The sequence below is a fragment of the Proteus hauseri genome (genome assembly GCF_040139125.1).
GTDB lineage: Bacteria > Pseudomonadota > Gammaproteobacteria > Enterobacterales > Enterobacteriaceae > Proteus > Proteus hauseri_B.
The window spans coordinates 67,539-89,979 of record NZ_JBEEUB010000005.1 but is presented as its reverse complement, the minus strand read 5'-3'; the positions used below and the strand labels follow the sequence as shown (position 1 = coordinate 89,979).

Below are 22,441 nucleotides of genomic sequence, written 5' to 3'. Positions count from 1 at the left end.
GCCATGAAGAGTCCATTCGATATCACTGAATTAGCAAGAAAAAATGTCCGTGAATTAACACCTTATCAATCGGCTCGCCGTTTAGGCGGAAATGGGACAGTTTGGTTAAATGCAAATGAATATCCAATTGCACCCGAATTTTCATTCAATGAAAAAAACCTAAATCGCTACCCTGAATGCCAGCCTGTTAATGTGATTAACCGTTACGCTAAGTATGCAGGGGTTAACCCAAACCAAGTGTTAGTAAGCCGTGGTGCTGATGAAGCGATCGAATTACTTATTCGTGCGTTTTGTGAACCCGGTATAGATGCTGTGCTCTACTGCCCGCCAACTTATGGCATGTACAGTGTCAGTGCCGAAACATTTGGTATAGAGCAACGTGTTGTTCCTACCCTTTCGGATTGGAGCCCTGATATTAAAGCAATGGCATCACAGCTAGATAATGTAAAGCTTATCTATCTTTGCAGCCCAAATAATCCAACCGGTAATATTGTTGATCCAGTATTGATCCGTGAAGTGCTAGAAATGGCAGCAGATAAAGCCATTGTTGCAGTGGATGAAGCCTATATTGAGTTTTGCCCACAAGCGTCTATTGTTTCATGGTTAAAAAACTATCCTAATTTAGTGATATTGCGAACCTTATCGAAAGCTTTTGCTTTAGCTGGATTACGTTGTGGATTTACGCTTGCCAATCCCCCTATTATTGAATTATTACTTAAAGTAATCGCACCTTATCCACTTTCAACACCCGTTGCGGATATTGCAGCACAAGCATTAACTGAAAAAGGCATTGAGATAATGCAGCAACGTGTAGCCAAAATATCTCGTAACAGAAATGCGTTATCTGAAGCATTAAAAAAATTGCCTAATGTTAAACAGGTTTATAGCAGTGAAACTAACTATATTTTAGTGAAATTCACTGATGCTAATTTGGTTTTCCGTACTTTATGGGAACAAGGGATCATATTACGCGATCAACAACGCCAATACGGATTAAATGGTTGTTTACGTATCTCTATCGGAACAACTGAAGAGTGTGATAGCGTTATTAATGCCATAAAAAACATTCAGAACGCAAATGCATAACCACTAAAAATAATAATGAAAAAAATCGCAAATAAGGAATCGCAACCATGAGCCAGAAAATTCTTTTTATTGATCGTGATGGTACGCTTATTTCAGAGCCACCGACAGATTATCAAGTTGATAGACTCGATAAACTTGCTTTTGAACAAGGGGTTATACCTGCTCTTACGGCATTACAAAAAGCAGGTTATAAACTGATAATGATCACCAATCAAGATGGTTTGGGTACTGAAAGCTTTCCTCAAACTGATTTTGATCCACCACACAATTTGATGATGCAAGTTTTTTCATCCCAAGGTATTGAATTTGAAGATATCCTTATTTGCCCTCATAAACCTGAAGATAACTGCCCTTGTCGTAAGCCAGAAACAGGGTTAGTCACGCAATATCTCGTTGATGGTGTGTTAGATAAAGCAAATAGCTATGTAATTGGTGATAGACAAACTGATATTCAACTTGCTGAAAATATGGATATTCAGGGATTACGCTATAACCCAAGTGATTTAAATTGGGCAATGATTGCCGAACAATTAACAAAAAAAGATCGCTACTCGCATGTTGAACGAAAAACAAAAGAGACAAAAATTGCGATAGATATCTGGCTCGATAGAGAAGGCGATAGCCAAATTAGTACTGGTGTTGGCTTTTTTGATCATATGCTTGATCAAATCGCCACTCACGGTGGTTTTCGAATGAACATCGATGTAAAAGGTGATTTAGTGATTGATGATCACCACACCGTTGAAGATACTGGTCTAGCTTTGGGCGAAGCGCTACGCGAAGCCCTTGGCGATAAACGCGGCATAGCACGTTTTGGTTTTACACTCCCCATGGATGAATGCCTTGCAAGTTGTGCTTTAGATATTTCAGGTCGCCCTCACTTAGAGTACAAAGCCGAATTTAAATATCAGCGTGTTGGCGACTTAAGTACCGAGATGATTGAACACTTTTTCCGTTCTCTTTCTTACACAATGGGCTGCACATTACACTTAAAATCGAAAGGTAGAAACGATCACCACAAAGCAGAAAGTCTGTTTAAAGTTTTTGGTCGTACTTTACGCCAAGCAATTCGTGTTGAAGGCAATACTTTACCAAGCTCAAAGGGTGTTCTGTAATGAAAGTCGTCATATTAGATACAGGCTGCGCTAATTTAGCCTCTGTGGCTTACGCCGTAAAACGGCTGGGTTATGATCCGATAGTTTCTTATGAAAAGAATACGGTATTAAGTGCCGATAAACTTTTTTTACCCGGAGTTGGCACTGCCCGTGCGGCAATGGAGCAGCTTAAAGCTCGTGAGCTTATTCCTTTAATTAAAGCCTTAACTCAACCAGTTTTGGGTATCTGTTTAGGTATGCAAATTCTGGCGTCATTAAGTGAAGAAGGAAAAGATATTCCTTTATTAGGTTTAATTGATGGCTCCATTGATAAACTGGATACCGCAGGTTTACCGCTTCCTCATATGGGGTGGAATCAAGTTTTAGCAAAACCTGCACACCCATTATTTCGCAATCTTAATGATGATGCTTGGTTCTATTTTGTTCATAGTTATGGTTTAGCACTTAATGAATCCACTATCGCTGAAACAGAATATGGTTCTCGCTTTAGTAGTGCCATTCAAAAAGATAATTTTTATGGCGTACAATTTCATCCTGAGCGTTCAGGTGAATCAGGTGCTCAACTTATCAAGAACTTTTTGGAGATGTAACGCGTTATGATTATTCCAGCATTAGATTTGATTGATGGTAAAGTCGTTCGTCTTCACCAAGGTGATTACGCTAAACAGCGTGATTATAACGATGACCCTCTTACTCGTTATCAACAATATGAAAAAGAAGGCGCAACGCTTCTTCATTTAGTTGATTTAACAGGTGCAAAAGACCCTTCAGCACGCCAAATACCATTACTTAAAAAACTGGTTGCAGGGGTAAATATTCCCGTACAAGTTGGCGGTGGTATACGCACAGAAGATGATGTGAAATCACTATTAGATGCAGGAGCTAGCCGTGTTGTTATTGGTTCAACGGCAATTAGCCAACCTGAAATGGTGAAGTCTTGGTTTGAGCGTTATGGTGCTGACGCTATTGTTCTCGCTTTAGATGTACGCATTGATAACCAAGGTAAAAAATGGGTTGCGGTGAGTGGATGGCAAGAAAACTCGCCCTATACCTTAGAAGAGATAATTGAACTCTACCAAACCGTTGGTTTAAAACATGTTCTGTGTACCGATATTTCACGAGATGGCACATTAGCAGGTTCTAACGTTGAGCTATATAAAGAAATTAATCAGCGTTTCCCTGATATTTTATTTCAAGCATCTGGTGGTATCGGTGGTTTGCAAGATATCGCTGATCTTCCAGCATCAGGTGTTGTGGGTGTTATTGTTGGTAGAGCATTATTAGAAGGCAAATTTACATTAAAAGAGGCTATCACATGTTGGCAAAACGCATAATTCCTTGTCTTGATGTTCGTGACGGCCAAGTTGTAAAAGGTGTTCAATTTCGCAATCACGAAATCATTGGCGACATAGTCCCTCTTGCTGAACGTTATGCAAAAGAGGGTGCTGATGAATTAGTTTTCTATGATATCACCGCCTCTTCTGATGGACGTGTAGTTGATAAGAGCTGGGTATCTCGTGTTGCAGAAGTGATTGATATTCCCTTTTGTGTTGCTGGTGGAATACGCTCAGTAGAAGATGCCGGAAAAATTCTCTCTTTTGGTGCAGATAAAATATCCATAAACTCCCCTGCACTTTCTGATCCTAACCTTATTTCACGTTTAGCAGATCGCTATGGCGTACAATGTGTTGTTGTTGGTATTGATACATGGTTTGATGAAAAAACAGGTGAATATCTGGTTTATCAATTTACTGGTGATGAAAAAAGAACACAACAAACACAATGGAAAACCCTCGACTGGGTTCGTGAAATTCAAAAGTTAGGGGCTGGTGAAATCGTTCTTAATATGATGAATCAAGATGGCGTTCGCCAAGGCTATGATTTAAAACAACTCGCCTTGGTACGTCAAGCCGCTGAAGTACCATTAATTGCCTCTGGTGGCGCAGGTGAAATGTCACACTTTTTAGATGCATTTAAGCTAGCTAATGTTGACGGTGCACTTGCTGCTTCTGTTTTTCATAAAAAAATCATCAATATTAACGAGTTAAAACAGTATCTCACAGAAAACGGCATTAAGGTAAGATTATGATTAGCAAAGAAAAAATAGAAAGTTTAGATTGGAAAAAAGTGGATAATCTGATGCCAGTTGTTATTCAAAATGCTATATCTGGTGATGTATTAATGCTTGGTTATATGAATAAAGAAGCTTTAAATGTCACTATTGAAAGTGAAAATATCACATTTTACTCTAGAACTAAGCAGCGCTTATGGACTAAAGGTGAAAGCTCTGGCAACTTTCTTAAGCTAGTTAATATTTATCCTGATTGCGATAACGATACACTGCTAATATTAGCAAATCCAGTAGGTCCAACTTGTCATAATGGCACTGAAAGCTGTTTTGCTCCTGCACAAAGCCAGTGGGGTTTTCTCTACGAATTAGAAAATATCTTACGTGAACGTAAAAATGCCTCACCAGACAGCTCTTATACCGCTCGCCTTTATGCCAGTGGTACAAAACGTATTGCACAAAAAGTAGGTGAAGAAGGCGTAGAAACCGCGCTAGCCGCGACGGTAAATGATAGAGAAGAGCTAAAAAATGAAGCTTCTGATCTGCTTTATCACTTACTGGTATTACTGCAAGACCAATCATTATCGCTTTCCGATGTTATCGGTTGCCTACAAGAACGCCATAAAAAAGTTGAGTAATTAATTACAAACAATCCATATATAGAAATAAATAAAAACCGCCTCAATAAACTGAACTGGAGTCAGTTCAAACTTGAGGCGCTTTCTGTTACTTAGTCAAGAATAAGATGACAACTCTGAGTTATCATCTATTTTCTACATATTACATTGCTTGACGGAATAACTCGATAACATCACTTTCAGTACCCTGAACAGGGTTAGTGATAGCACAAGCATCTTTCAGTGCATTTTGAGCTAATGTTTGGAAATCTTCTTCCTTAACACCTAACTCTGTCAGGCCAGCTGGGATACCAACATCTTTTGCCATTTTACGAATTTCTTCGATACAGGCTTGAGCACCCTGCTCATCACTCATTGCAGAAACATCAACACCCATTGCTTGTGCGATATCTTTTAAACGACCCGCAGCTGCTTGGATGTTATAAGCTTGAACATGTGGCAGTAAAACAGCGTTACACACACCATGAGGTAAGTTATAGAAACCACCTAATTGGTGAGCCATTGCATGAACATAACCTAAAGAAGCGTTATTAAATGCCATGCCTGCTAAGAACTGAGCATAAGCCATATTTTCACGCGCTTGCTCATCACCGCCATTATCAACAACTTTACGTAAAGACTCGCTGATCATCGTTACGGCTTTTAATGCACAGGCATCAGTAATTGGGTTTGCAGCAATTGAGACATAAGCTTCAACAGCATGGGTTAACGCATCCATACCTGTTGCTGCGGTTAAGCCTTTAGGCATACCAATCATAAGCTCTGAATCATTTACTGATAAAATTGGCGTTACGTTTTTATCAACGATAGCCATTTTGATATGACGCGCAGTATCGGTAATGATACAAAAACGTGTCATTTCTGAAGCGGTACCTGCTGTGGTATTAATAGAAATTAACGGTAATTGAGGTTTAGCTGAACGGTCTACACCTTCGTAATCCGCAATTTTTCCGCCATTCGCTGCAACTAAAGCAATCCCTTTCGCACAATCGTGTGGTGAACCACCACCTAAAGAGATAACACAATCACATTGATTAGCAGTTAGCAAAGCTAAGCCTGCTTCAACGTTTTCAACGGTTGGATTTGGTGCTGTGCCATCATAAGTCACACTTGAAATACCTGATTCAGTAAGCAACTTGCTTACTTTATCAACAACGCCCAATTGATTTAAAATGCTATCAGTTACGATTAATGCTTTATGAAAGCCAAAATCTTTCATTGAACTCACAGCTTCTGCAAGACAACCAGAACCCAGTTTATTTACAGAGGGGATATAGAATGTTGAAACAGCCATCATTGACTTCCTTATAGTAATTAAATCTATGTTTTAATATGTTCTATTGTTTTTATTCTTAAATTGATCATTGTCAATATAACCAATTAATAGTAATTAATTTTATTAAATCGTGGCATTTATTGACAATACTAATCGAAAACGCTCTATTAATTCAATAGGATAAAACTATTAACATATTATTATTTGGCACAAAATAATTTGAAAAGCTTATCAAAAAAATCAAAACCATCTATTTACGTCAAAGCAGAAAATTTTTTTTAATAACGTATAATGATGATATTTAGAATTAATTAAATTTTAGGGATGACTAATGTCTTTGACTATTTTTGAACAATTAACCTCATTATTGGACGATAACCATGCCACTTATCGTGTTGTAGAACATAGCACTGCGGGACGTTCTGAAGAAGTAGCAAAAATAAGAGGTACACAATTAGGGCAAGGAGCAAAAGGATTAGTGTGTCATGTTAAAGGAAATGGTATTAAACAACATGTGCTAGCAATTTTACCCGCTGATAAACAAGCTGATTTAGCTAAGCTTGCAATACAAATTGGTGGTACAAGAGCGTCTTTAGCAAGTCCGAAAGAAGTTGATACCCTAACCCAATGTGTTTTTGGTGCTATTCCCCCTTTTAGTTTTCACCCCTCATTAAAATTAGTGGCGGATCCACTGCTTTTTGAACGCTTTGATGAGCTTGCTTTTAACGCTGGCACATTAGAACGCTCGATTATTTTAAATACTCAAGATTATAAGCGTATTGCTAAACCCGAATTAATTAACTTTATTCGCGAAGAAGAAAACCAATAAATATACTTTAGCAAAATCTGCCATAGCTAAAACCGTTACCTCATATGTTAAAATATGGGGTAATTATTAACATACTTAGTGCATTATATTTCTACTTTCACAAGTTAAAACAGTACCATTAGATAGTCTAACATTAACAACCTCCGATATTTAACACCAATAAAAAATCAAAAACCAGAATAAACGCTAATAGTTTTGCATTACCTTATCAATAACCCTAAAAATCGCACAATCTACATATTTCTAATATTTTTTTTCGATTCAGCACACAATAATTAAAGAAATCGATTTCCTCTTATTGACCCGATTTATTCATACATTTAAGTTAGCATCAATATAAATACAAAAATGTAAACTTTCGTTTACAACAAAAATATCTAACTTATAAATAAATATAAATGTGCCGCTCAGGCGCTGGGAAATCTTCATGCAAACATCCACAAAAAAACAACCACTTTATAAAGTGCTTTATGTGCAAGTTATCGTCGCAATTCTGCTTGGTATCTTACTTGGTCACTTTTACCCTGATGTAGGTGAATCCTTCAAACCATTAGGTGATGGATTTATCAAAATTGTAAAAATGATTATCGCCCCAGTGATCTTCTTAACGGTGGTTACTGGGATCGCTGGCATGAATAATATGAAAGCTGTCGGTACCGTTGCGGGTAAATCCATGGCGTACTTCCTAACATTCTCAACAATTGCCCTAATTATTGGTCTTATTGTTGCAAACGTTATTCGCCCTGGTGATGGGTTAAATATTTCTCCGGCTTCATTAGATGCAAGCAAAGTAGAAAGCTATGTTGCGAAAGCACATGACTCTTCTGTTGTCGGCTTCTTAATGAATATCATCCCTGATACTGTTATTAGCCCGCTGGTAAATGGCAATATTCTGCAAGTGCTATTTGTTTCTGTCGTTTTCGGTATTGCCTTAGCCTCTATTGGCGCTCGTGGTGAACCCGTACTGAAGTTCTTACAGAACTTCTCTGAGCCTGTTTTCAAAATGGTCGGTATGCTAATGAAATTAGCCCCTATCGGTGCATTTGGTGCAATGGCATTTACTATCGGTAAATATGGCATCTCCTCAATCAGTAACTTATTGCTACTGGTTATCACTTTCTACATTACCTCACTACTATTTGTGCTGGTTGTATTGGGTGCCGTTGCCAAATATAACGGTTTCTCTATTCTCTCTTTAATTAAATATATTAAAGACGAACTGTGGTTAGTATTAGGCACTTCCTCTTCAGAAGCAGCATTACCTAGCTTAATGCGCAAAATGGAAAATGTAGGCTGTAAAAAATCTGTTGTTGGCTTAGTTATTCCAACGGGTTACTCGTTTAATCTTGATGGCACCAATATCTATATGACGATGGCGGCACTCTTTATTGCTCAAGCAACCGGTATTGACCTATCGCTAACAGAACAAATCACCCTGCTATTAGTGGCGATGATTAGCTCAAAAGGTGCTGCGGGCGTAACTGGTGCGGGCTTTATTACCTTAGCCGCAACCTTATCGGTGGTACCAAGCGTGCCCGTTGCAGGCATGGCTTTAATCTTAGGTATTGACCGCTTTATGTCAGAATGTCGTGCTTTAACCAATCTTGTGGGTAATGCCTGTGCCTGTATTGTTGTCGCCCGTTGGGAAAATGCGCTTGATAAAGAGAGAATGAACGACGTGTTTAGTGGTAGAGCTTTAGGTGAGATGACCTTACAAGAAGATGTTTTAATGGCTGATGCAAACTTAGTACCAGTGGAAATAAACGAGTCTAATAGCTCAATAAAAATTCCAGTAAAATAGCCTACTAATTTATACAAGCAATTAAACAATAAAAGCACTCTAATTGGAGTGCTTTTTTATCACTTTATTTTTATCTACGTTTCGATAGAAATAGCGGTTTCAATAGAAATAGCGAATCAATGTATAAAAACCACCTACTCTTCCTGATAATTAAATCGTTTTATTCAACTACTTTTGTCTATTTTTATTTACATCTCTAATTTCTATTTCACATATAAACAAACCAAATACATACATTTTTCTAAAGAAATTAAATAAATAGAAACAAAATTAGATATCATTAAATTAAATTTTTCTTATCTTTAATTTCAATAAATACTCTTTTTTGAAATTAAATCTAATTTTTTAGATACAGACCACAATATTTAATAAAATGAATCTTATTTTATTGACCTGATTTACTCATAGCTTTAAGTTACCCAGCAAAACAAAAATGTGTAAATTTTTATTTACAACACAATAATTATTCAATTTATTAATATATCTTTTAGATACAGGGAATTTTTATGCAGACACCCCCTCAAAAGCTCCCCCTTTATAAAGTGCTTTATGTGCAAGTTATCGTTGCAATTATACTGGGTATTTTACTTGGTCACTTCTATCCTGATGTAGGTGAATCCTTTAAACCATTAGGTGATGGATTTATCAAAATTGTAAAAATGATTATCGCTCCAGTGATCTTCTTAACGGTGGTTACTGGGATCGCTGGCATGAATAATATGAAAGCGGTGGGAAAAGTTGCAGGTAAATCGATGATTTACTTTCTAACCTTCTCTAGCATTGCACTTGTTATTGGTCTTATTACTGCCAATGTTATTCGCCCTGGTGATGGCTTAAATATTTCACCTGAATCATTAGATAGCAGTAAAGTTGAGATGTATGTTACCCAAGCACATAACAGCTCGCTGGTTAGCTTTTTAATGAATATTATTCCTGACACCATTGTTAGCCCACTGGTTAATGGCAATATTCTACAAGTGCTGTTTGTTTCTATCGTTTTTGGTATTTCTTTAGCCTCTATTGGCACTCGTGGTGAACCCGTACTGAAGTTCTTACAAAACTTCTCTGAGCCTGTTTTCAAAATGGTCGGTATGCTAATGAAATTAGCCCCTATCGGTGCATTTGGTGCAATGGCATTTACTATCGGTAAATACGGCATTTCCTCAATCAGTAACTTATTGCTACTGGTTATCACTTTCTACATTACCTCACTACTATTTGTGCTGGTTGTATTGGGTGCCGTTGCCAAATATAACGGTTTCTCTATCCTCTCTTTAATTAAATATATTAAAGACGAACTGTGGTTAGTATTAGGCACTTCCTCTTCAGAAGCGGCATTACCTAGCTTAATGCGCAAAATGGAAAATGTAGGCTGTAAAAAATCTGTTGTTGGCTTAGTTATCCCAACGGGTTACTCGTTTAATCTTGATGGCACCAATATCTATATGACGATGGCGGCACTCTTTATTGCTCAAGCAACCGGTATTGACCTCTCGCTAACAGAACAAATCACCCTGCTATTAGTGGCGATGATTAGCTCAAAAGGTGCTGCGGGCGTAACTGGTGCGGGCTTTATTACCTTAGCCGCAACCTTATCGGTGGTACCAAGCGTGCCCGTTGCAGGCATGGCTTTAATCTTAGGTATCGATCGCTTTATGTCAGAATGTCGTGCTTTAACCAATCTTGTGGGTAATGCCTGTGCCTGTATCGTTGTCGCCCGTTGGGAAAATGCACTTGATAAAGAGAGAATGAACGAGGTATTTAGTGGTAATGCATCAATAGAGACTATTTTAAATACTGATTTAGTCGCAGAAACGACTCATGAAAAGATAGATTATGTGAAAATATCTGAGCAATAGTTTTTATATCTCTTTCACTAAACAATACAAAAAGGAGTGCTTATTTAAGCACTCCTTTTTTTTGACTAAAATGACATGAATTATTGCATTTAAAAATAAAACAGAGCGGCTAAAAAATTTATTTGTTGTTTTATTTATGTACAAAGAAATAAATTAGAAATATTTTCATGTCCTCAATACTTTCATGTATGCGAATAGGTGAAGTCTGCAAAATTTTATGGGCTGAAGTGGATCCATCGAAAATGAATAAGCCAGGATCAGATAATCACTTAAGAATCGTCTTATTTAAGTGATGTTTTATATATTAAGCTACGATTTATAGAAAAAATAACCCTTATTAAGAGTAAAATACACAATTCAAAATTGTACATATAATCTTATAAAGATAATATTTAGCTTTTTATATTTATATATACGTATAAATCAGAGAATTAATTCAATTATATAATAAATTTATTTTTAACTTACAGATGATAGTCATAATAAATTGTATTTATTGATATTTTTTTAAATTACAACTTTATAGAAATAAGCTATTGCTGAATAACATTCCATCAAGAGAACCAATTTAATTTAATTAATAAGAACTTATACACTGTCACCTAGTTATATTTAACTGCAAGTAATCGATAGTCATTCCTCAGTATTTGGAATAACAAAATCTAATTACTACTTTTGATTACAAATTAAAAATAGTTAGCTAAAGGTGTCTAATGAATAATACTCTTTTAAGTACATCACTTTTTGTCGCATTAAGTGTAATAACAGGCACAGTACTTGCTGCTGATAATACTGGGAATATAAATTTTAATGGGGAATTAACGGATACTACATGCAAAGTTGATATAGAAGGTCAAGGACCAAATGCACTTATAACATTGCCAACAGTAAGTACAAACACCCTATCTCAAGCAGGACAAGTCACTGGCCGCACTGCATTCAATATGAATCTTTATGATTGCAATTTCTACGATGATGTAGTTATTACTAGAGCTAATACTATTGCCACAGTGCATGGCAAAGTTTCGGCTTTCTTTGAAACAGGACCTACCGTTGACCAAGCTGCTGGCAGACTAATTAATATGGATGTATCAGCAACTGGTGCTACTTTTGTTCAATTACAATTATTAGATGGCAGTAATAACTTTACACCAATTAAAGTCGGTAATACTAAACAAGTTACTGATACCATTTATGTAAACTTAAAAGATCAGAAAGCTATACTGCCATACGCGGTTGAATATTACGCAACAGGCACAACAACAGCAGGTAAAGTTAATAGTAGTGTTGTTTATACTCTGCAATACAAATAACTAAGTAGCTATTGTATTAATAATAGAGGAGTCATTCTCCTCTATATTTGTATATAAAACTAACAATCAACGGAATGTATTTCCTTCCGCTTTCTGTGCTTCTTCCACCTCACGTATTTTCACATTATAAATTGATTGCTCTGGCATCTGTACACAAACGGAAATAAAGCGATCAGCTGGAATGTTAACCACGTCGCTATTCTTAAAGAATACAATTTCACTTCGTGCAAATAATACGATAAAGCTGTGATCGACTTTAATCGTTTAAAAACAAAAAAGGGCTGAATAATCAGCCCTTTTCAATTTCAATAATGTAATATCAATACGTTTTTATAGCTTAAAATTTAACACCTTATTCCATCCACTCGGTATGGAATACGCCATCTTTATCAGTGCGTTTATAAGTATGCGCACCAAAATAGTCACGTTGAGCTTGAATTAGGTTTGCTGGTAATACTTCTGCACGATAGCTATCGTAATAAGAAATTGCCGCTGAGAAAGTCGGTGTAGGAATACCCGCTTGAACACCATAACAAACAACGTCACGCAGTGCTTGTTGGTATTCGTCAGCAATATTTTTAAAATAAGGTGCTAATAACAGGTTTGCGATATTGGCGTCTTCGTTATAAGCATCCGTGATTTTTTGCAGGAATTGTGCACGAATAATACAGCCAGCGCGGAAAATTTTCGCGATTTCGCCGTAATTAAGATCCCAATTATATTCATCTGATGCTGCTTTCAGTTGTTGGAAACCTTGAGCATAAGAGACGATTTTACCTAAATAAAGTGCGCGACGAACATTTTCGATAAAGGCTTTTTTATCACCAGTAAAGGCTTTAGGTGCTGGACCTGATAACACTTTAGATGCGGCAACACGTTGATCTTTTAGTGAAGAGATATAACGTGCAAATACAGACTCAGTGATAAGTGTTACTGGAACACCTAAATCTAATGAACTTTGGCTAGTCCATTTACCTGTTCCTTTATTTGCCGCTTCATCAAGAATAACATCAACGAGGTATTTGCCTTCGTCATCTTTTTTACGGAAGATATCGGCCGTGATTTCAATTAAATAACTGCTTAATTCGCCCTGATTCCACTCAGTAAAAGCTTCTGCTAACTCTTCATTAGATAAACCTAAAGAGTGTTTCAGTACAGAGTAAGCTTCAGCAATCAGTTGCATATCACCATATTCGATACCGTTGTGAACCATTTTCACATAGTGACCAGCACCATCAGCACCAATATAAGTGACACAAGGTTCGCCATCAGCAACAGCAGCAATTTTTTCAAGAATTGGCGCAACTAATTCATAAGCTTCTTTTTGACCGCCAGGCATAATTGAAGGACCTTTTAATGCGCCCTCTTCACCACCTGAAACACCGGTACCAATAAAGTTAAAGCCTTGAGCAGATAATTCACGATTACGACGAATAGTATCTTTGAAGAAAGTATTTCCGCCATCAATAAGGATATCACCCTTATCTAAATGAGGTGTCAGTGCAGCAATTGTTTTGTCTGTAGCTTCACCCGCTTTTACCATTAACAAAATACGACGCGGTTTCTCTAATGAATCAACAAATTCTTCAATAGAGTAGTTAGCTACCAGTTTTTTACCTGGGTTTTCAGCGATAACTTCGTTCGTTTTATCACTTGAACGGTTGTAGATAGATACAGAATAACCACGGCTTTCAATATTTAGCGCAAGGTTACGTCCCATAACTGCCATACCAACCACGCCGATTTGCTGTTTTGACATGAAATAACTCCCGTCTGAAAATATACCTGCCAGTCTCTAAGTACTGACAATTTGTTAACCTGATCACATAGTAACTCACTCTCTCAATTGGTGGTAGTTATTGATGCAATCGATATCGCACTCTTTTGCATAAAATGAAATAATTACATCTATATTGATAATAAATTATTGAAAAATTCCTTCAAATTGCTCATTATTCTTAAGTCGGCATGAGCCGTCTTTATAGAAGGTAAAACAAACTGTATGGAATGGATCGTAGATCCGACGATATGGGCTGGACTGGCCACCCTTATTGTTCTTGAAATCGTACTCGGTATCGATAACCTTGTTTTCATTGCCATTCTGGCAGACAAACTTCCAGCAAAATTAAGAGATAAAGCTCGTATAACAGGTTTATTATGCGCGTTAGTCATGCGTGTTGTTCTGTTATTTAGTCTTTCGTGGCTAATTACACTAACCAAGCCAATTATCACTTTATTTGATCACCCCTTCAGTGCAAGAGATTTAATCATGCTTATTGGGGGGATATTCTTGCTGTTTAAAGCCACAATGGAGCTTAATGAACGGCTAGAAGGCAAAGATCACAATGAAGGAAAACAGCGTAAAACGACCCGTTTTTGGTCTGTAGTTGCGCAAATTATCGTGCTAGATGCAGTGTTCTCACTTGATTCAGTGATAACCGCTGTGGGTATGGTTGATCATTTGGGTGTCATGGTTGCAGCAGTGACTATTGCAATGTTCTTGATGATCCTTGCAAGTAAGCCATTAACTACCTTTGTTAACAATCACCCAACCATTGTTATTTTGTGTTTAAGCTTCTTACTGATGATTGGTTTCGCGCTGGTTGCCGAAGGTTTTGGTTATGCCATTCCAAAAGGTTATCTGTATGCTGCGATAGGTTTCTCTATCATGATAGAGGTATTTAATCAGCTTGCACAATTTAACCGCCGTCGCTTCTTAACAGCATCTCGTTCTTTACGTGAACGTACCGCTGATGCTGTTTTACGGATAATTAATGGTAAACCTGATTCTTCTGAATTAGATCCACACACCTCAGATTTAATTGCTAATACAGAAGAGGCTTTTGATCCTCAAGAGCGCCAAATGATTGTACGTGTGCTTGGATTAAGCCAGCGAAATGTAAACAGCATAATGACATCGCGCCATGATGTAGAATATGTTGATTTAAACGCGACTCAAGATGATATTCGTGAATTGTTAGAGAAAGATCCGCATTCACGCCTTGTGATTACTGATGAGCAACATAGCGATGAACCTGTTGGTGTTGTTAATGTAATCCAATTACTTAATCAACAGTTGCGAGATGAAGAGCTAAATCTACGTTTACTGGTAAAACAGCCGCTTATTTTCCCTGAAGGCTTATCACTACTGCAAGCATTAGAGCAATTCCGTAACGCACACACGCACTTTGCGTTTGTCGTCGATGAGTTTGGTTCTGTTGAAGGTATTGTGACGTTAACAGATGTAATGGAAACCATTGCTGGTAATTTACCGGTTAGCTCAGAAGAAAACGATTCTCGCCACGATATCTCACAAAATGAAGATGGCTCATGGACAGTTAATGGCTTCACTCCACTTGAAGATTTGGTGCTTTATATTCCAATCAAGTTGGATGAAAAGCGTGAGTATGAAACGCTAGCTGGATTACTTATGGAGCACTTACAACGTGTACCAAGAGTCGGCGAAAAAGTGATGATTGATGGCATTGAATTTGAGCCATTAGAAGTGAACAATCACCGTATTAACAAAGTACGCATTGTTGAGCCCGTTATTGATGACGATGAAAATGTTGATGAAGCATAATCTTGCTTAAAAAATTGTAATATCCGTCTTTATGGCGGATATTTTTTTATCTCAATTTTGTATCCAATTGCCTATGAATCATAAGATTAACGTCAAAATTGTTTGGCTAAACGTAAATGAAAAGGGGCGAGAATCGCCACCACCTTTTAACGGTTATTACTATCCCACCACCCTACTGCCTGATAGATCCAGTGCTTGGAGTTTATCCATTGAAATCATACAAACATTGAAAAAGAGAGATCATTGGGTAAGTGAAGGTTATTTACAGTTTTTAGTTGAACATGCTCCCCATCACTTATTAGAAGAATTAAGCGTTATTGAGATTTATGAAGGTCCGAGAAAAGTCGCGGATGCGTTTATTCAGTCAACTTAATAACTAAATCTATTTCCTATTTAGCATTGAATACATATAAAAAACGGACTTTGTTTATCACAAAGCCCGTTAATTTAGTGTACTGCTTTATTGAGTTATCTCATTGTTTTATGGGTAACTCGATACTGTTTAATACTTATCCTAATGTACTTGGTACTAAAATCTCGGTTGCAACAATAACGATCACTAAACCTACTAATACAGGAACAGAAACACGTTTCATTACTTCAAATGGTGAGATTTTTGCCATACCAGAAACTGCCACCACAACACCAGAAACCGGTGATAAGGTACGACCTAAGTTTGATGCTTGTAACATTGGAATAGTTAAGTAAGCAGGGTTAACACCCATATTGCTTGCTAAACGCGGAATTAATTCAACGAAAGCATAGAATGGTGCGTTACCAGAACCCGTTGTCATTGCTGCTAACATGGTGATAAGCACCAAGGCAATCATCATAACAATAGCACCAGAACCTAATGCCTGTGCACCATCGATAAGCGCATTAATAAAGCCAACGGTTGTTAAGCCTTGAGCAAATACGCCTGCTGCAACTAATAGCATAACGACTTGTGCAAAAGCATCAGCCATTCCACGATAAGCAACTTCTAAGCCTTCAAAAACTTGTTTAGCGCTAAAGCTACGAATAAATTCGATAACTGCCGCAAGGATCATACAGATAATAATAATAGCGACGATATGCAATTCTGGTAACCATTTACCATCAAAGACCAAAACACCGATAATTGGCGTGAAAGGCAAAATGGCATAAAACGAAGGTGCATGAGTTTTGATCTCATTTACATCAAGCATTTCTGTTTCAATGTGCTCTTTACGGTCAAGATAACGCTGCCAGAAGAAGTGAGCGATACACATACCGATAATAGCGGCAATTGAGATAGGTAATGTGGTTTTAAAAGCAAAATCAATCAGCGGCATTTTAGACGCTTCTGCGGCTAAAATAACATCACCTGATGTTGGGGCTAAAATGATAGAAGCGGGAGATGCACAGATAGCTGCTGCTGCACCACGACTTATTCCCATATTAACCATAACAGGGAACAGTGTTGCCATTAACAACACACCTAAACCTGTTGCAGAAGAAACGGCTAATGACATCAGACAAGCAACGATATAAGCCGCAACCATCAAAAGATAAGGTGAGTTGATCATTTTTAGTGGGCGAGAGGCTAATTTTACCACAACATCATTGGCACCAATATGTGTCATGTAAGCGGCAAAACCACAAAGTATCATGATCATCATACCTAAATCGCCACCACGGCTCATAAGTAGATTTTTCACATACTCAACGATATCAATTAAACCATATCCTGTTGCTGCTGCACTTGGTGGTAATACCGCTCTTCCCATTATTACACTGATAATCAGTAATAATAGGCCGCCTGTCATTAACACACCTGTTGGTGAATAGCCTTTCACAATATAGCGTCCGACGCCTACAGCGACTAGAGCACCAATAAGAATTTCGATCATTTACAGTTCCTGTCATACATAGTGATTAAGAAAATGAAGTGTTTTATTGTTATCATCATTTTTGCGTTTAATGCGATTGAGACACTCTGCCCAAAGCGAACAGTGCAGTGTATGACATATATCAAAAAAAACGACTATTTTTTCATATCCATATAGCACGAATGCTTACTATTTATTCAAAACATAAATTAAATGATAGATATAAAGCAAAAAGCACACGATTATCAAAATAGTGTGCTTTTGTTAAGAGTTAAGAGTGTGATGGAGTTAAAAATGGCGTGATTAAATTTTCTTCAATAACTGATTAAGCACTTTTACTTCAGGGCTTTCATCTTGCTTATTAAGCCAGTTATCGATAGCTTGTTTTGCTTTTTGCTGTAGTTGATCGCGCAGTAATTTTTCTACATCAAATTCATATTGAATTGCACTCCAATCACCATAAAGTCGAAGTGGAATAGCAATTTTAGTCAGCTGGCGAACAAATTCGTTCTCTTTTCCCCAACCCTTTTTAATATTAACCATCAACATAATATCCAGATTATGGCGCTGAAGGTTAATTTCACCCTGCCCTTTAATGCTTGCTGCATCGGCTTGAGCATCAAGAGCGGTTAAGGTCATACGCCCTTTTTGTCCTAATCTAAATTGGGCAATTACGCTGTCTGCTTGTGTATAACTTGCGATATCTTCTGGCGAAATCACCTTATCTGTGGCTTGAGCAATAGATTGTTGGATAACTTGAGGAATATTTAGACCTTGCATCTTAAATTGGGTCAAAGTGGTATCAATAGTACCTTGCCAACTATTAAGAAATGCATCGCGATTATATCCAGAGCCCTCTAAATTACCCTTTGCTGAAATTAATCCACTGAAATTTTCAGGCTGTTCAAAAGCTCGTAATAGCGGCTGTAGTGGAATATCTTTTAGCGTGATATCCATACTAATATGCGCAGGAATAATGCTAGTGGAAACCACGATAGGAAGAGAAAACTCACCGTTAAGAATTTGCCCTGCTAATGTCTGAATTTTTAATGCCTTTTGCATATTCACTGCATTAAATCTGAAGTTATTAATTTCTAAATCTTTATAAATCAGCTTATTAAACGCTAAATTCACAGTAAAGTCTGTATTCCCCCAATGCGTTAAATCATATTCTTTATTTTCGTTAATAACGGAGGTAATGACAGGACGTGTCATGATTGTGGCATTTGGTGCAGGCGCTGCATAAGCTGTATTAAATAACGTAAATGACGGTGATTTTTTATTATCTAATTTTGGGGTAACGAATGAAGTTTCAGATACTGTAGGTGGCGTTAAATTAGGTAATAACGTGTTGAGATTCAAAGATCCGCTGTTTAGTACCACTTCATAACGCGCTTTTTGTGCAAAATCGGCACTAATATGCCCCTGAAGTTGGCTTTCATTAGCAAGCAAAACTAGGTTATCAAATAAGATGCTATTTGATTTTCCATTTTTATAACTAAAGCGAGAGGTCAAGCTACCTTGAATACCATTTTCAGGGAATCCCATGCCAGATAAAACATAATCAAATTGTGTAATATTACCGCTGATTTGATATGGATATTCACTCATATCTGCATCAGCTTTTAAGCTAAAAGCAACTTCTCGACGATCACGATTTACTTTCGTGCTCATTTCCAGTTTTACTTGCTGCTGAGCATCTGTTTTAAGCGATAAATTGATATCACGCAGATTAAGTTGCTCGCCATTATCCGTTTGCCAAATTAGCAAGCTATCAGTAATGTTCACTTTAGCAATATTTAGCTGCCAACGGTTTGCTCTTGGCTCAATGCTTGAATGTGATTGGCTTTTAGGTATTGCCGGTGTCGAGATCTTAGGAAGGGCTCGGCTTTCTGGTGTTTGTCGAACCACTGCCCCTTTTAGCATAACTTCTTTTATTTCGAGTTGATGAGAAAGTAGCGGCCATAATTCAACATCAAGACGCATATTATCGGCAGTAACTAAAGGCTGCTCTGCATCAGGCGCAGAAAGTGACATTTTACCAGTAATGATGCTTAGTTTTGGCCACACATGCCAGCGCATATCATCTTGTAACGTCAGCTTATAACCGCTCTGTTTTTCAACTCTTTCGACTAAATATCCACGGAAATCATTTGGGTTAATGAGCAAAACTAATGCCGTTAAGCCAGCAATAATAACGACAAGCAAAATAGCCAGTGTTGTCAGCAACCTTTTCATATAATTACCCGCTTAATGAAATCTGATAATAATTATTATAAAGAATAGTTAATCTTCACTAATTCTACTACCAACAGCCCCTTGCTGATTTTTATATTTTGCATCTTGGCGGCGGTTGTAAGGTCTGTCCGCTGGACCGGACATTGGTTCAAAGCTTAATGCGCCAATCACCATACCTGGTCTTAATGCTAATGGTATTTTACCTGAATTAAAAAACTCTAATACGATTTGCCCATGCCAACCAGGATCAATACGATGAGCAGTAACATGCACCATTAAGCCTAAACGAGCTAATGATGAGCGTCCATCTAACCATCCTACAACATTATCGGGTAATGTAACGGATTCAAGTGTTACCGCTAACGCGAGTTCGCCTGGGTGCAAATAAAACGCTTCACCTTCAGGTAAAACAATTTCATCGCTCATGACACGCTCTAACGCTTCGTTGACTTCAGCTTTAGGACCACTAAGGTCGATATAAGCGGCAGTATGTCCTTGGAAAACACGAAATTGATTTCCTAAACGAACATCCGCTGTTGCGCCGTTAATTCGCTCGATAGGCGGACGTGGTTCAATGACTAACTTTCCGTCATCTAGCCACTGAATAATATCACGGTCGCATAATCGCATTTTATTTCCCTCTTCAAGTTAAATAGGCAGTTTCATCATGCATGAAAGCTGCCCACAAATGAAACTAATTATTCGCAAAACTGTCCGATTTTTGCTTTTAATATATCAATCGCAACGCGGTTTTTACCCCCTCTAGGAACAATAATATCGGCATATTGTTTAGAAGGTTCGATAAATTGAAAGAACATCGGACGAACGGTTTTATTATATTGTTCAATGACCGAATCTAAACTACGTCCACGTTCGTTAACATCACGTTTAATACGACGCATCAAGCAAATATCAAGTGGAGTATCGACAAAGATAGAAAAATCCATCTCTTCACGCAGGCGTTTATCTGTTAATAATAGAATACCTTCAATGATAATAACTTTTTTTGGTTTAAAATGAATGGTTTCTGATTTGCGAGTGTGAGCGACGTAGTCATATTGAGGGAGTTCGATGGCATTTCCTGCTTTGAGTTCACACAAATGTTGATACAAAAGTGAGTGATCCATCGAATTAGGGTGGTCATAATTGACCTTATATCGCTCTTCCATCGTTAAATCACTTTGGTCACGATAGTAGCAATCTTCTGGTATCACACCGATATTATGATCACCTACTTGCGCTCTTAATTCACGGTAAAGTGTGCTAGCAATAAGACTTTTACCTGAAGCAGAGGCTCCTGCGATACCTACAATTGTGCACTGATGTGCTGTGTCAGCCATAATAAAAAAACCTGGTTTGAAATAAAAAGAGGGATAACGTAATAATATGTAAACATTACGCTAACGCAGATTATAGTTTTGAAATCACTCGGGTTCCAGCGTAAAACCAGAAATCTATTTGTTTTTTATCAAAAACAGTCAGAAATGATAGATAAAAAAATGGAAAGCCAAATGACTTCCCATTTTAATCAATAAATAATTCATTGAATTATCTAAATTATAACTTAAACCGCACGGAAAGAGATTTCCGTAGGAATAGCATCGCCATCCCAGAACATTTGTGCTGATACATTAGAGGCAATTTCACGATAAATATCAGCGAACTCACCTTCTGGATCACGCATAACTGTTGGTTGACCGCGGTCTAAATCTTCACGTAAAGAGATATGAAGAGGTATTTGACCTAACAACAGACAGTTATATTTTTCAGCCAATTTTGCTGCGCCACCTGTACCAAAGATAGGTTCCAAATGACCACAGTTGCTACAAATATGCGCACTCATGTTTTCAATAATACCTAATACAGGCACATTGACTTTCTTGAACATGACAATACCTTTCATTGCATCCACCAGCGCGATATCTTGTGGCGTTGTAACCACAACCGCAGCTGTTACAGGGATGTTCTGAGATAAGGTTAATTGAATATCACCTGTTCCTGGTGGCATATCGATAACGAGGTAATCCAAATCAGGCCATAGCGTGTCTTGCAGCATCTGCATTAACGCTTTACTTGCCATAGGACCACGCCAAACCATTGCATTATCGTCTGTAACCAAATAGCCAATCGAGTTAGAAGCTAACCCATAAGCCATAATTGGTGCCATATGTTGACCGTCTGGAGACGTTGGACGCTCCATGGTGGTACCTAACATATTAGGAATAGAAGGTCCGTAAATATCAGCATCAAGAATACCGACTTTTGCGCCTTCTTGCGCTAACGCTAAAGCAAGATTAACCGCAGTACTTGATTTACCAACACCACCTTTACCAGAACTCACAGCAAGAATATTACGAACACCATTTACACCTGGCAAATCATTAGCGCGGCGTAAGGTGGAAATATTGTGCTTAAGTTTCCATTCGATGGCTTTTGCGCCCGTGATTTTGCGAAGTTCGGCGGTTTTTTCTTCAATTAAAGTCTGAAATGGTTTTTTCCAAACAAATGGCATTACCAGTTCAAGATGGAGAACATCGTCAATCATCGCACATTGATGTAACGCTTTTAGTGAAAGCAGATTACGTTTCAATGTCGGGTGTTCAAAAGTAGACAAGACACCTGAAACTTTTTCTTTCAGAATCTCAGGGGTGGTCTGCTCGGGGGATTTTTCACTCATCCCGGCTCCTCTCGTTTTCATTATTTATTAAATATATGAGTGCATCTATCATATCAGATAGTAGATGACTACGATAATGCCTTACCTCAATTTGCCAACGGAAATTTC

At 37.7% G+C, this 22,441-nt stretch carries 20 protein-coding genes; 12 read left to right on the top strand and 8 right to left on the bottom strand.

All coding sequences use genetic code 11. The features are described from left to right. Positions 1-3 precede the first annotated feature (3 nt). Genes hisC through hisIE form a run of 6 tightly spaced genes read left to right on the top strand, consistent with a single transcriptional unit; the run spans position 4 to position 4,907 of the window. A complete protein-coding gene (gene hisC, locus ABN099_RS10165) occupies positions 4-1,086 on the top strand; it encodes a histidinol-phosphate transaminase (protein ID WP_349463620.1) in 1,083 nt (360 codons plus the stop codon). A gap of 47 nt (positions 1,087-1,133) precedes the next feature. Then, positions 1,134-2,201, top strand: coding sequence for a bifunctional histidinol-phosphatase/imidazoleglycerol-phosphate dehydratase HisB (hisB, locus tag ABN099_RS10160; protein WP_349463619.1), 1,068 nt, complete (start codon positions 1,134-1,136; stop codon positions 2,199-2,201). Next, positions 2,201-2,791, top strand: a complete 591-nt coding sequence (gene hisH, locus ABN099_RS10155) for an imidazole glycerol phosphate synthase subunit HisH (protein ID WP_349463618.1) — start codon at positions 2,201-2,203, stop codon at positions 2,789-2,791. Before hisB ends, hisH begins: the two co-directional genes overlap by 1 nt. A gap of 6 nt (positions 2,792-2,797) precedes the next feature. Further along, on the top strand, positions 2,798-3,535 hold the full coding sequence (gene hisA, locus ABN099_RS10150; RefSeq protein ID WP_349463617.1) for a 1-(5-phosphoribosyl)-5-[(5-phosphoribosylamino)methylideneamino]imidazole-4-carboxamide isomerase: 738 nt from the start codon (positions 2,798-2,800) through the stop codon (positions 3,533-3,535). After that, positions 3,517-4,290 carry an imidazole glycerol phosphate synthase subunit HisF gene (hisF, locus tag ABN099_RS10145; RefSeq protein ID WP_349463616.1) on the top strand — a complete coding sequence of 258 codons (774 nt, stop codon included), beginning with the start codon at positions 3,517-3,519 and terminating at the stop codon, positions 4,288-4,290. The genes hisA and hisF overlap by 19 nt, the downstream gene beginning before the upstream one ends. Then, positions 4,287-4,907 carry a bifunctional phosphoribosyl-AMP cyclohydrolase/phosphoribosyl-ATP diphosphatase HisIE gene (hisIE, locus tag ABN099_RS10140; protein ID WP_349463614.1) on the top strand — a complete coding sequence of 207 codons (621 nt, stop codon included), beginning with the start codon at positions 4,287-4,289 and terminating at the stop codon, positions 4,905-4,907. Before hisF ends, hisIE begins: the two co-directional genes overlap by 4 nt. 142 nt (positions 4,908-5,049) lie before the next feature. Here the strand turns inward: hisIE and yiaY are convergent, their stop codons facing one another. Beyond that, a complete protein-coding gene (gene yiaY, locus ABN099_RS10135; RefSeq protein ID WP_349463808.1) occupies positions 5,050-6,201 on the bottom strand; it encodes an L-threonine dehydrogenase in 1,152 nt (383 codons plus the stop codon). Positions 6,202-6,514: 313 nt separating this feature from the next. On the opposite strand from yiaY, the gene ABN099_RS10130 reads away from it, so the two are divergent. The 4 genes from ABN099_RS10130 (at position 6,515) to ABN099_RS10115 (ending at position 11,985) form a co-directional block, all read left to right on the top strand. After that, positions 6,515-7,012 (top strand): YbaK/prolyl-tRNA synthetase associated domain-containing protein, encoded by a 498-nt coding sequence (locus ABN099_RS10130; protein ID WP_349463612.1) that lies wholly within the window; start codon positions 6,515-6,517, stop codon positions 7,010-7,012. A gap of 427 nt (positions 7,013-7,439) precedes the next feature. Beyond that, on the top strand, positions 7,440-8,813 hold the full coding sequence (locus tag ABN099_RS10125) for a dicarboxylate/amino acid:cation symporter (protein WP_349463611.1): 1,374 nt from the start codon (positions 7,440-7,442) through the stop codon (positions 8,811-8,813). 506 nt (positions 8,814-9,319) lie between these two features. Then, a complete protein-coding gene (locus ABN099_RS10120) occupies positions 9,320-10,672 on the top strand; it encodes a dicarboxylate/amino acid:cation symporter (protein ID WP_349463609.1) in 1,353 nt (450 codons plus the stop codon). Positions 10,673-11,385: 713 nt separating this feature from the next. Further along, positions 11,386-11,985 carry a fimbrial protein gene (locus ABN099_RS10115; protein ID WP_349463608.1) on the top strand — a complete coding sequence of 200 codons (600 nt, stop codon included), beginning with the start codon at positions 11,386-11,388 and terminating at the stop codon, positions 11,983-11,985. 66 nt (positions 11,986-12,051) lie between these two features. Here the strand turns inward: ABN099_RS10115 and ABN099_RS10110 are convergent, their stop codons facing one another. Next, positions 12,052-12,177: a hypothetical protein gene (locus ABN099_RS10110; RefSeq protein ID WP_349463607.1), complete on the bottom strand. Its 126-nt coding sequence runs from the start codon at positions 12,175-12,177 to the stop codon at positions 12,052-12,054. Between the two features lie 160 nt (positions 12,178-12,337). Then, on the bottom strand, positions 12,338-13,744 hold the full coding sequence (gndA, locus tag ABN099_RS10105; RefSeq protein WP_349463606.1) for an NADP-dependent phosphogluconate dehydrogenase: 1,407 nt from the start codon (positions 13,742-13,744) through the stop codon (positions 12,338-12,340). Between the two features lie 243 nt (positions 13,745-13,987). On the opposite strand from gndA, the gene ABN099_RS10100 reads away from it, so the two are divergent. After that, on the top strand, positions 13,988-15,568 hold the full coding sequence (locus ABN099_RS10100; protein ID WP_349463605.1) for a TerC family protein: 1,581 nt from the start codon (positions 13,988-13,990) through the stop codon (positions 15,566-15,568). A gap of 73 nt (positions 15,569-15,641) precedes the next feature. After that, positions 15,642-15,941 (top strand): hypothetical protein, encoded by a 300-nt coding sequence (locus ABN099_RS10095; protein ID WP_349463604.1) that lies wholly within the window; start codon positions 15,642-15,644, stop codon positions 15,939-15,941. A 136-nt stretch (positions 15,942-16,077) separates the two neighbouring features. Here the strand turns inward: ABN099_RS10095 and dcuC are convergent, their stop codons facing one another. From dcuC to apbC, 5 genes are all read right to left on the bottom strand, one after another. Continuing rightward, positions 16,078-17,439, bottom strand: coding sequence for an anaerobic C4-dicarboxylate transporter DcuC (gene dcuC, locus ABN099_RS10090; protein ID WP_349463603.1), 1,362 nt, complete (start codon positions 17,437-17,439; stop codon positions 16,078-16,080). Between the two features lie 282 nt (positions 17,440-17,721). Further along, entirely contained in the window at positions 17,722-19,656 is a 1,935-nt protein-coding gene (asmA, locus tag ABN099_RS10085) for an outer membrane assembly protein AsmA (protein WP_349463602.1), read from the bottom strand. 48 nt (positions 19,657-19,704) lie between these two features. Next, positions 19,705-20,286: a dCTP deaminase gene (dcd, locus tag ABN099_RS10080; RefSeq protein WP_349463600.1), complete on the bottom strand. Its 582-nt coding sequence runs from the start codon at positions 20,284-20,286 to the stop codon at positions 19,705-19,707. Positions 20,287-20,354: 68 nt separating this feature from the next. Next, positions 20,355-20,996 (bottom strand): uridine kinase, encoded by a 642-nt coding sequence (gene udk, locus ABN099_RS10075; protein WP_349463598.1) that lies wholly within the window; start codon positions 20,994-20,996, stop codon positions 20,355-20,357. 224 nt (positions 20,997-21,220) lie between these two features. Then, positions 21,221-22,333, bottom strand: a complete 1,113-nt coding sequence (gene apbC, locus ABN099_RS10070; RefSeq protein WP_349463597.1) for an iron-sulfur cluster carrier protein ApbC — start codon at positions 22,331-22,333, stop codon at positions 21,221-21,223. Between the last annotated feature and the right edge of the window lie 108 nt (positions 22,334-22,441).

Coding starts and splice junctions, on each gene's coding strand:
- apbC (WP_349463597.1), bottom strand. CDS start 22,333: ATGAGTGAAAAATCCCCCGAGCAGACCACCCCTGAGATTCTGAAAGAA.
- ABN099_RS10120 (WP_349463609.1), top strand. CDS start 9,320: ATGCAGACACCCCCTCAAAAGCTCCCCCTTTATAAAGTGCTTTATGTG.
- hisF (WP_349463616.1), top strand. CDS start 3,517: ATGTTGGCAAAACGCATAATTCCTTGTCTTGATGTTCGTGACGGCCAA.
- hisA (WP_349463617.1), top strand. CDS start 2,798: ATGATTATTCCAGCATTAGATTTGATTGATGGTAAAGTCGTTCGTCTT.
- yiaY (WP_349463808.1), bottom strand. CDS start 6,201: ATGGCTGTTTCAACATTCTATATCCCCTCTGTAAATAAACTGGGTTCT.
- hisH (WP_349463618.1), top strand. CDS start 2,201: ATGAAAGTCGTCATATTAGATACAGGCTGCGCTAATTTAGCCTCTGTG.
- ABN099_RS10095 (WP_349463604.1), top strand. CDS start 15,642: ATGAATCATAAGATTAACGTCAAAATTGTTTGGCTAAACGTAAATGAA.
- hisIE (WP_349463614.1), top strand. CDS start 4,287: ATGATTAGCAAAGAAAAAATAGAAAGTTTAGATTGGAAAAAAGTGGAT.
- asmA (WP_349463602.1), bottom strand. CDS start 19,656: ATGAAAAGGTTGCTGACAACACTGGCTATTTTGCTTGTCGTTATTATT.
- ABN099_RS10125 (WP_349463611.1), top strand. CDS start 7,440: ATGCAAACATCCACAAAAAAACAACCACTTTATAAAGTGCTTTATGTG.
- hisC (WP_349463620.1), top strand. CDS start 4: ATGAAGAGTCCATTCGATATCACTGAATTAGCAAGAAAAAATGTCCGT.
- dcd (WP_349463600.1), bottom strand. CDS start 20,286: ATGCGATTATGCGACCGTGATATTATTCAGTGGCTAGATGACGGAAAG.
- ABN099_RS10130 (WP_349463612.1), top strand. CDS start 6,515: ATGTCTTTGACTATTTTTGAACAATTAACCTCATTATTGGACGATAAC.
- hisB (WP_349463619.1), top strand. CDS start 1,134: ATGAGCCAGAAAATTCTTTTTATTGATCGTGATGGTACGCTTATTTCA.
- ABN099_RS10115 (WP_349463608.1), top strand. CDS start 11,386: ATGAATAATACTCTTTTAAGTACATCACTTTTTGTCGCATTAAGTGTA.
- udk (WP_349463598.1), bottom strand. CDS start 20,996: ATGGCTGACACAGCACATCAGTGCACAATTGTAGGTATCGCAGGAGCC.
- ABN099_RS10100 (WP_349463605.1), top strand. CDS start 13,988: ATGGAATGGATCGTAGATCCGACGATATGGGCTGGACTGGCCACCCTT.
- dcuC (WP_349463603.1), bottom strand. CDS start 17,439: ATGATCGAAATTCTTATTGGTGCTCTAGTCGCTGTAGGCGTCGGACGC.
- gndA (WP_349463606.1), bottom strand. CDS start 13,744: ATGTCAAAACAGCAAATCGGCGTGGTTGGTATGGCAGTTATGGGACGT.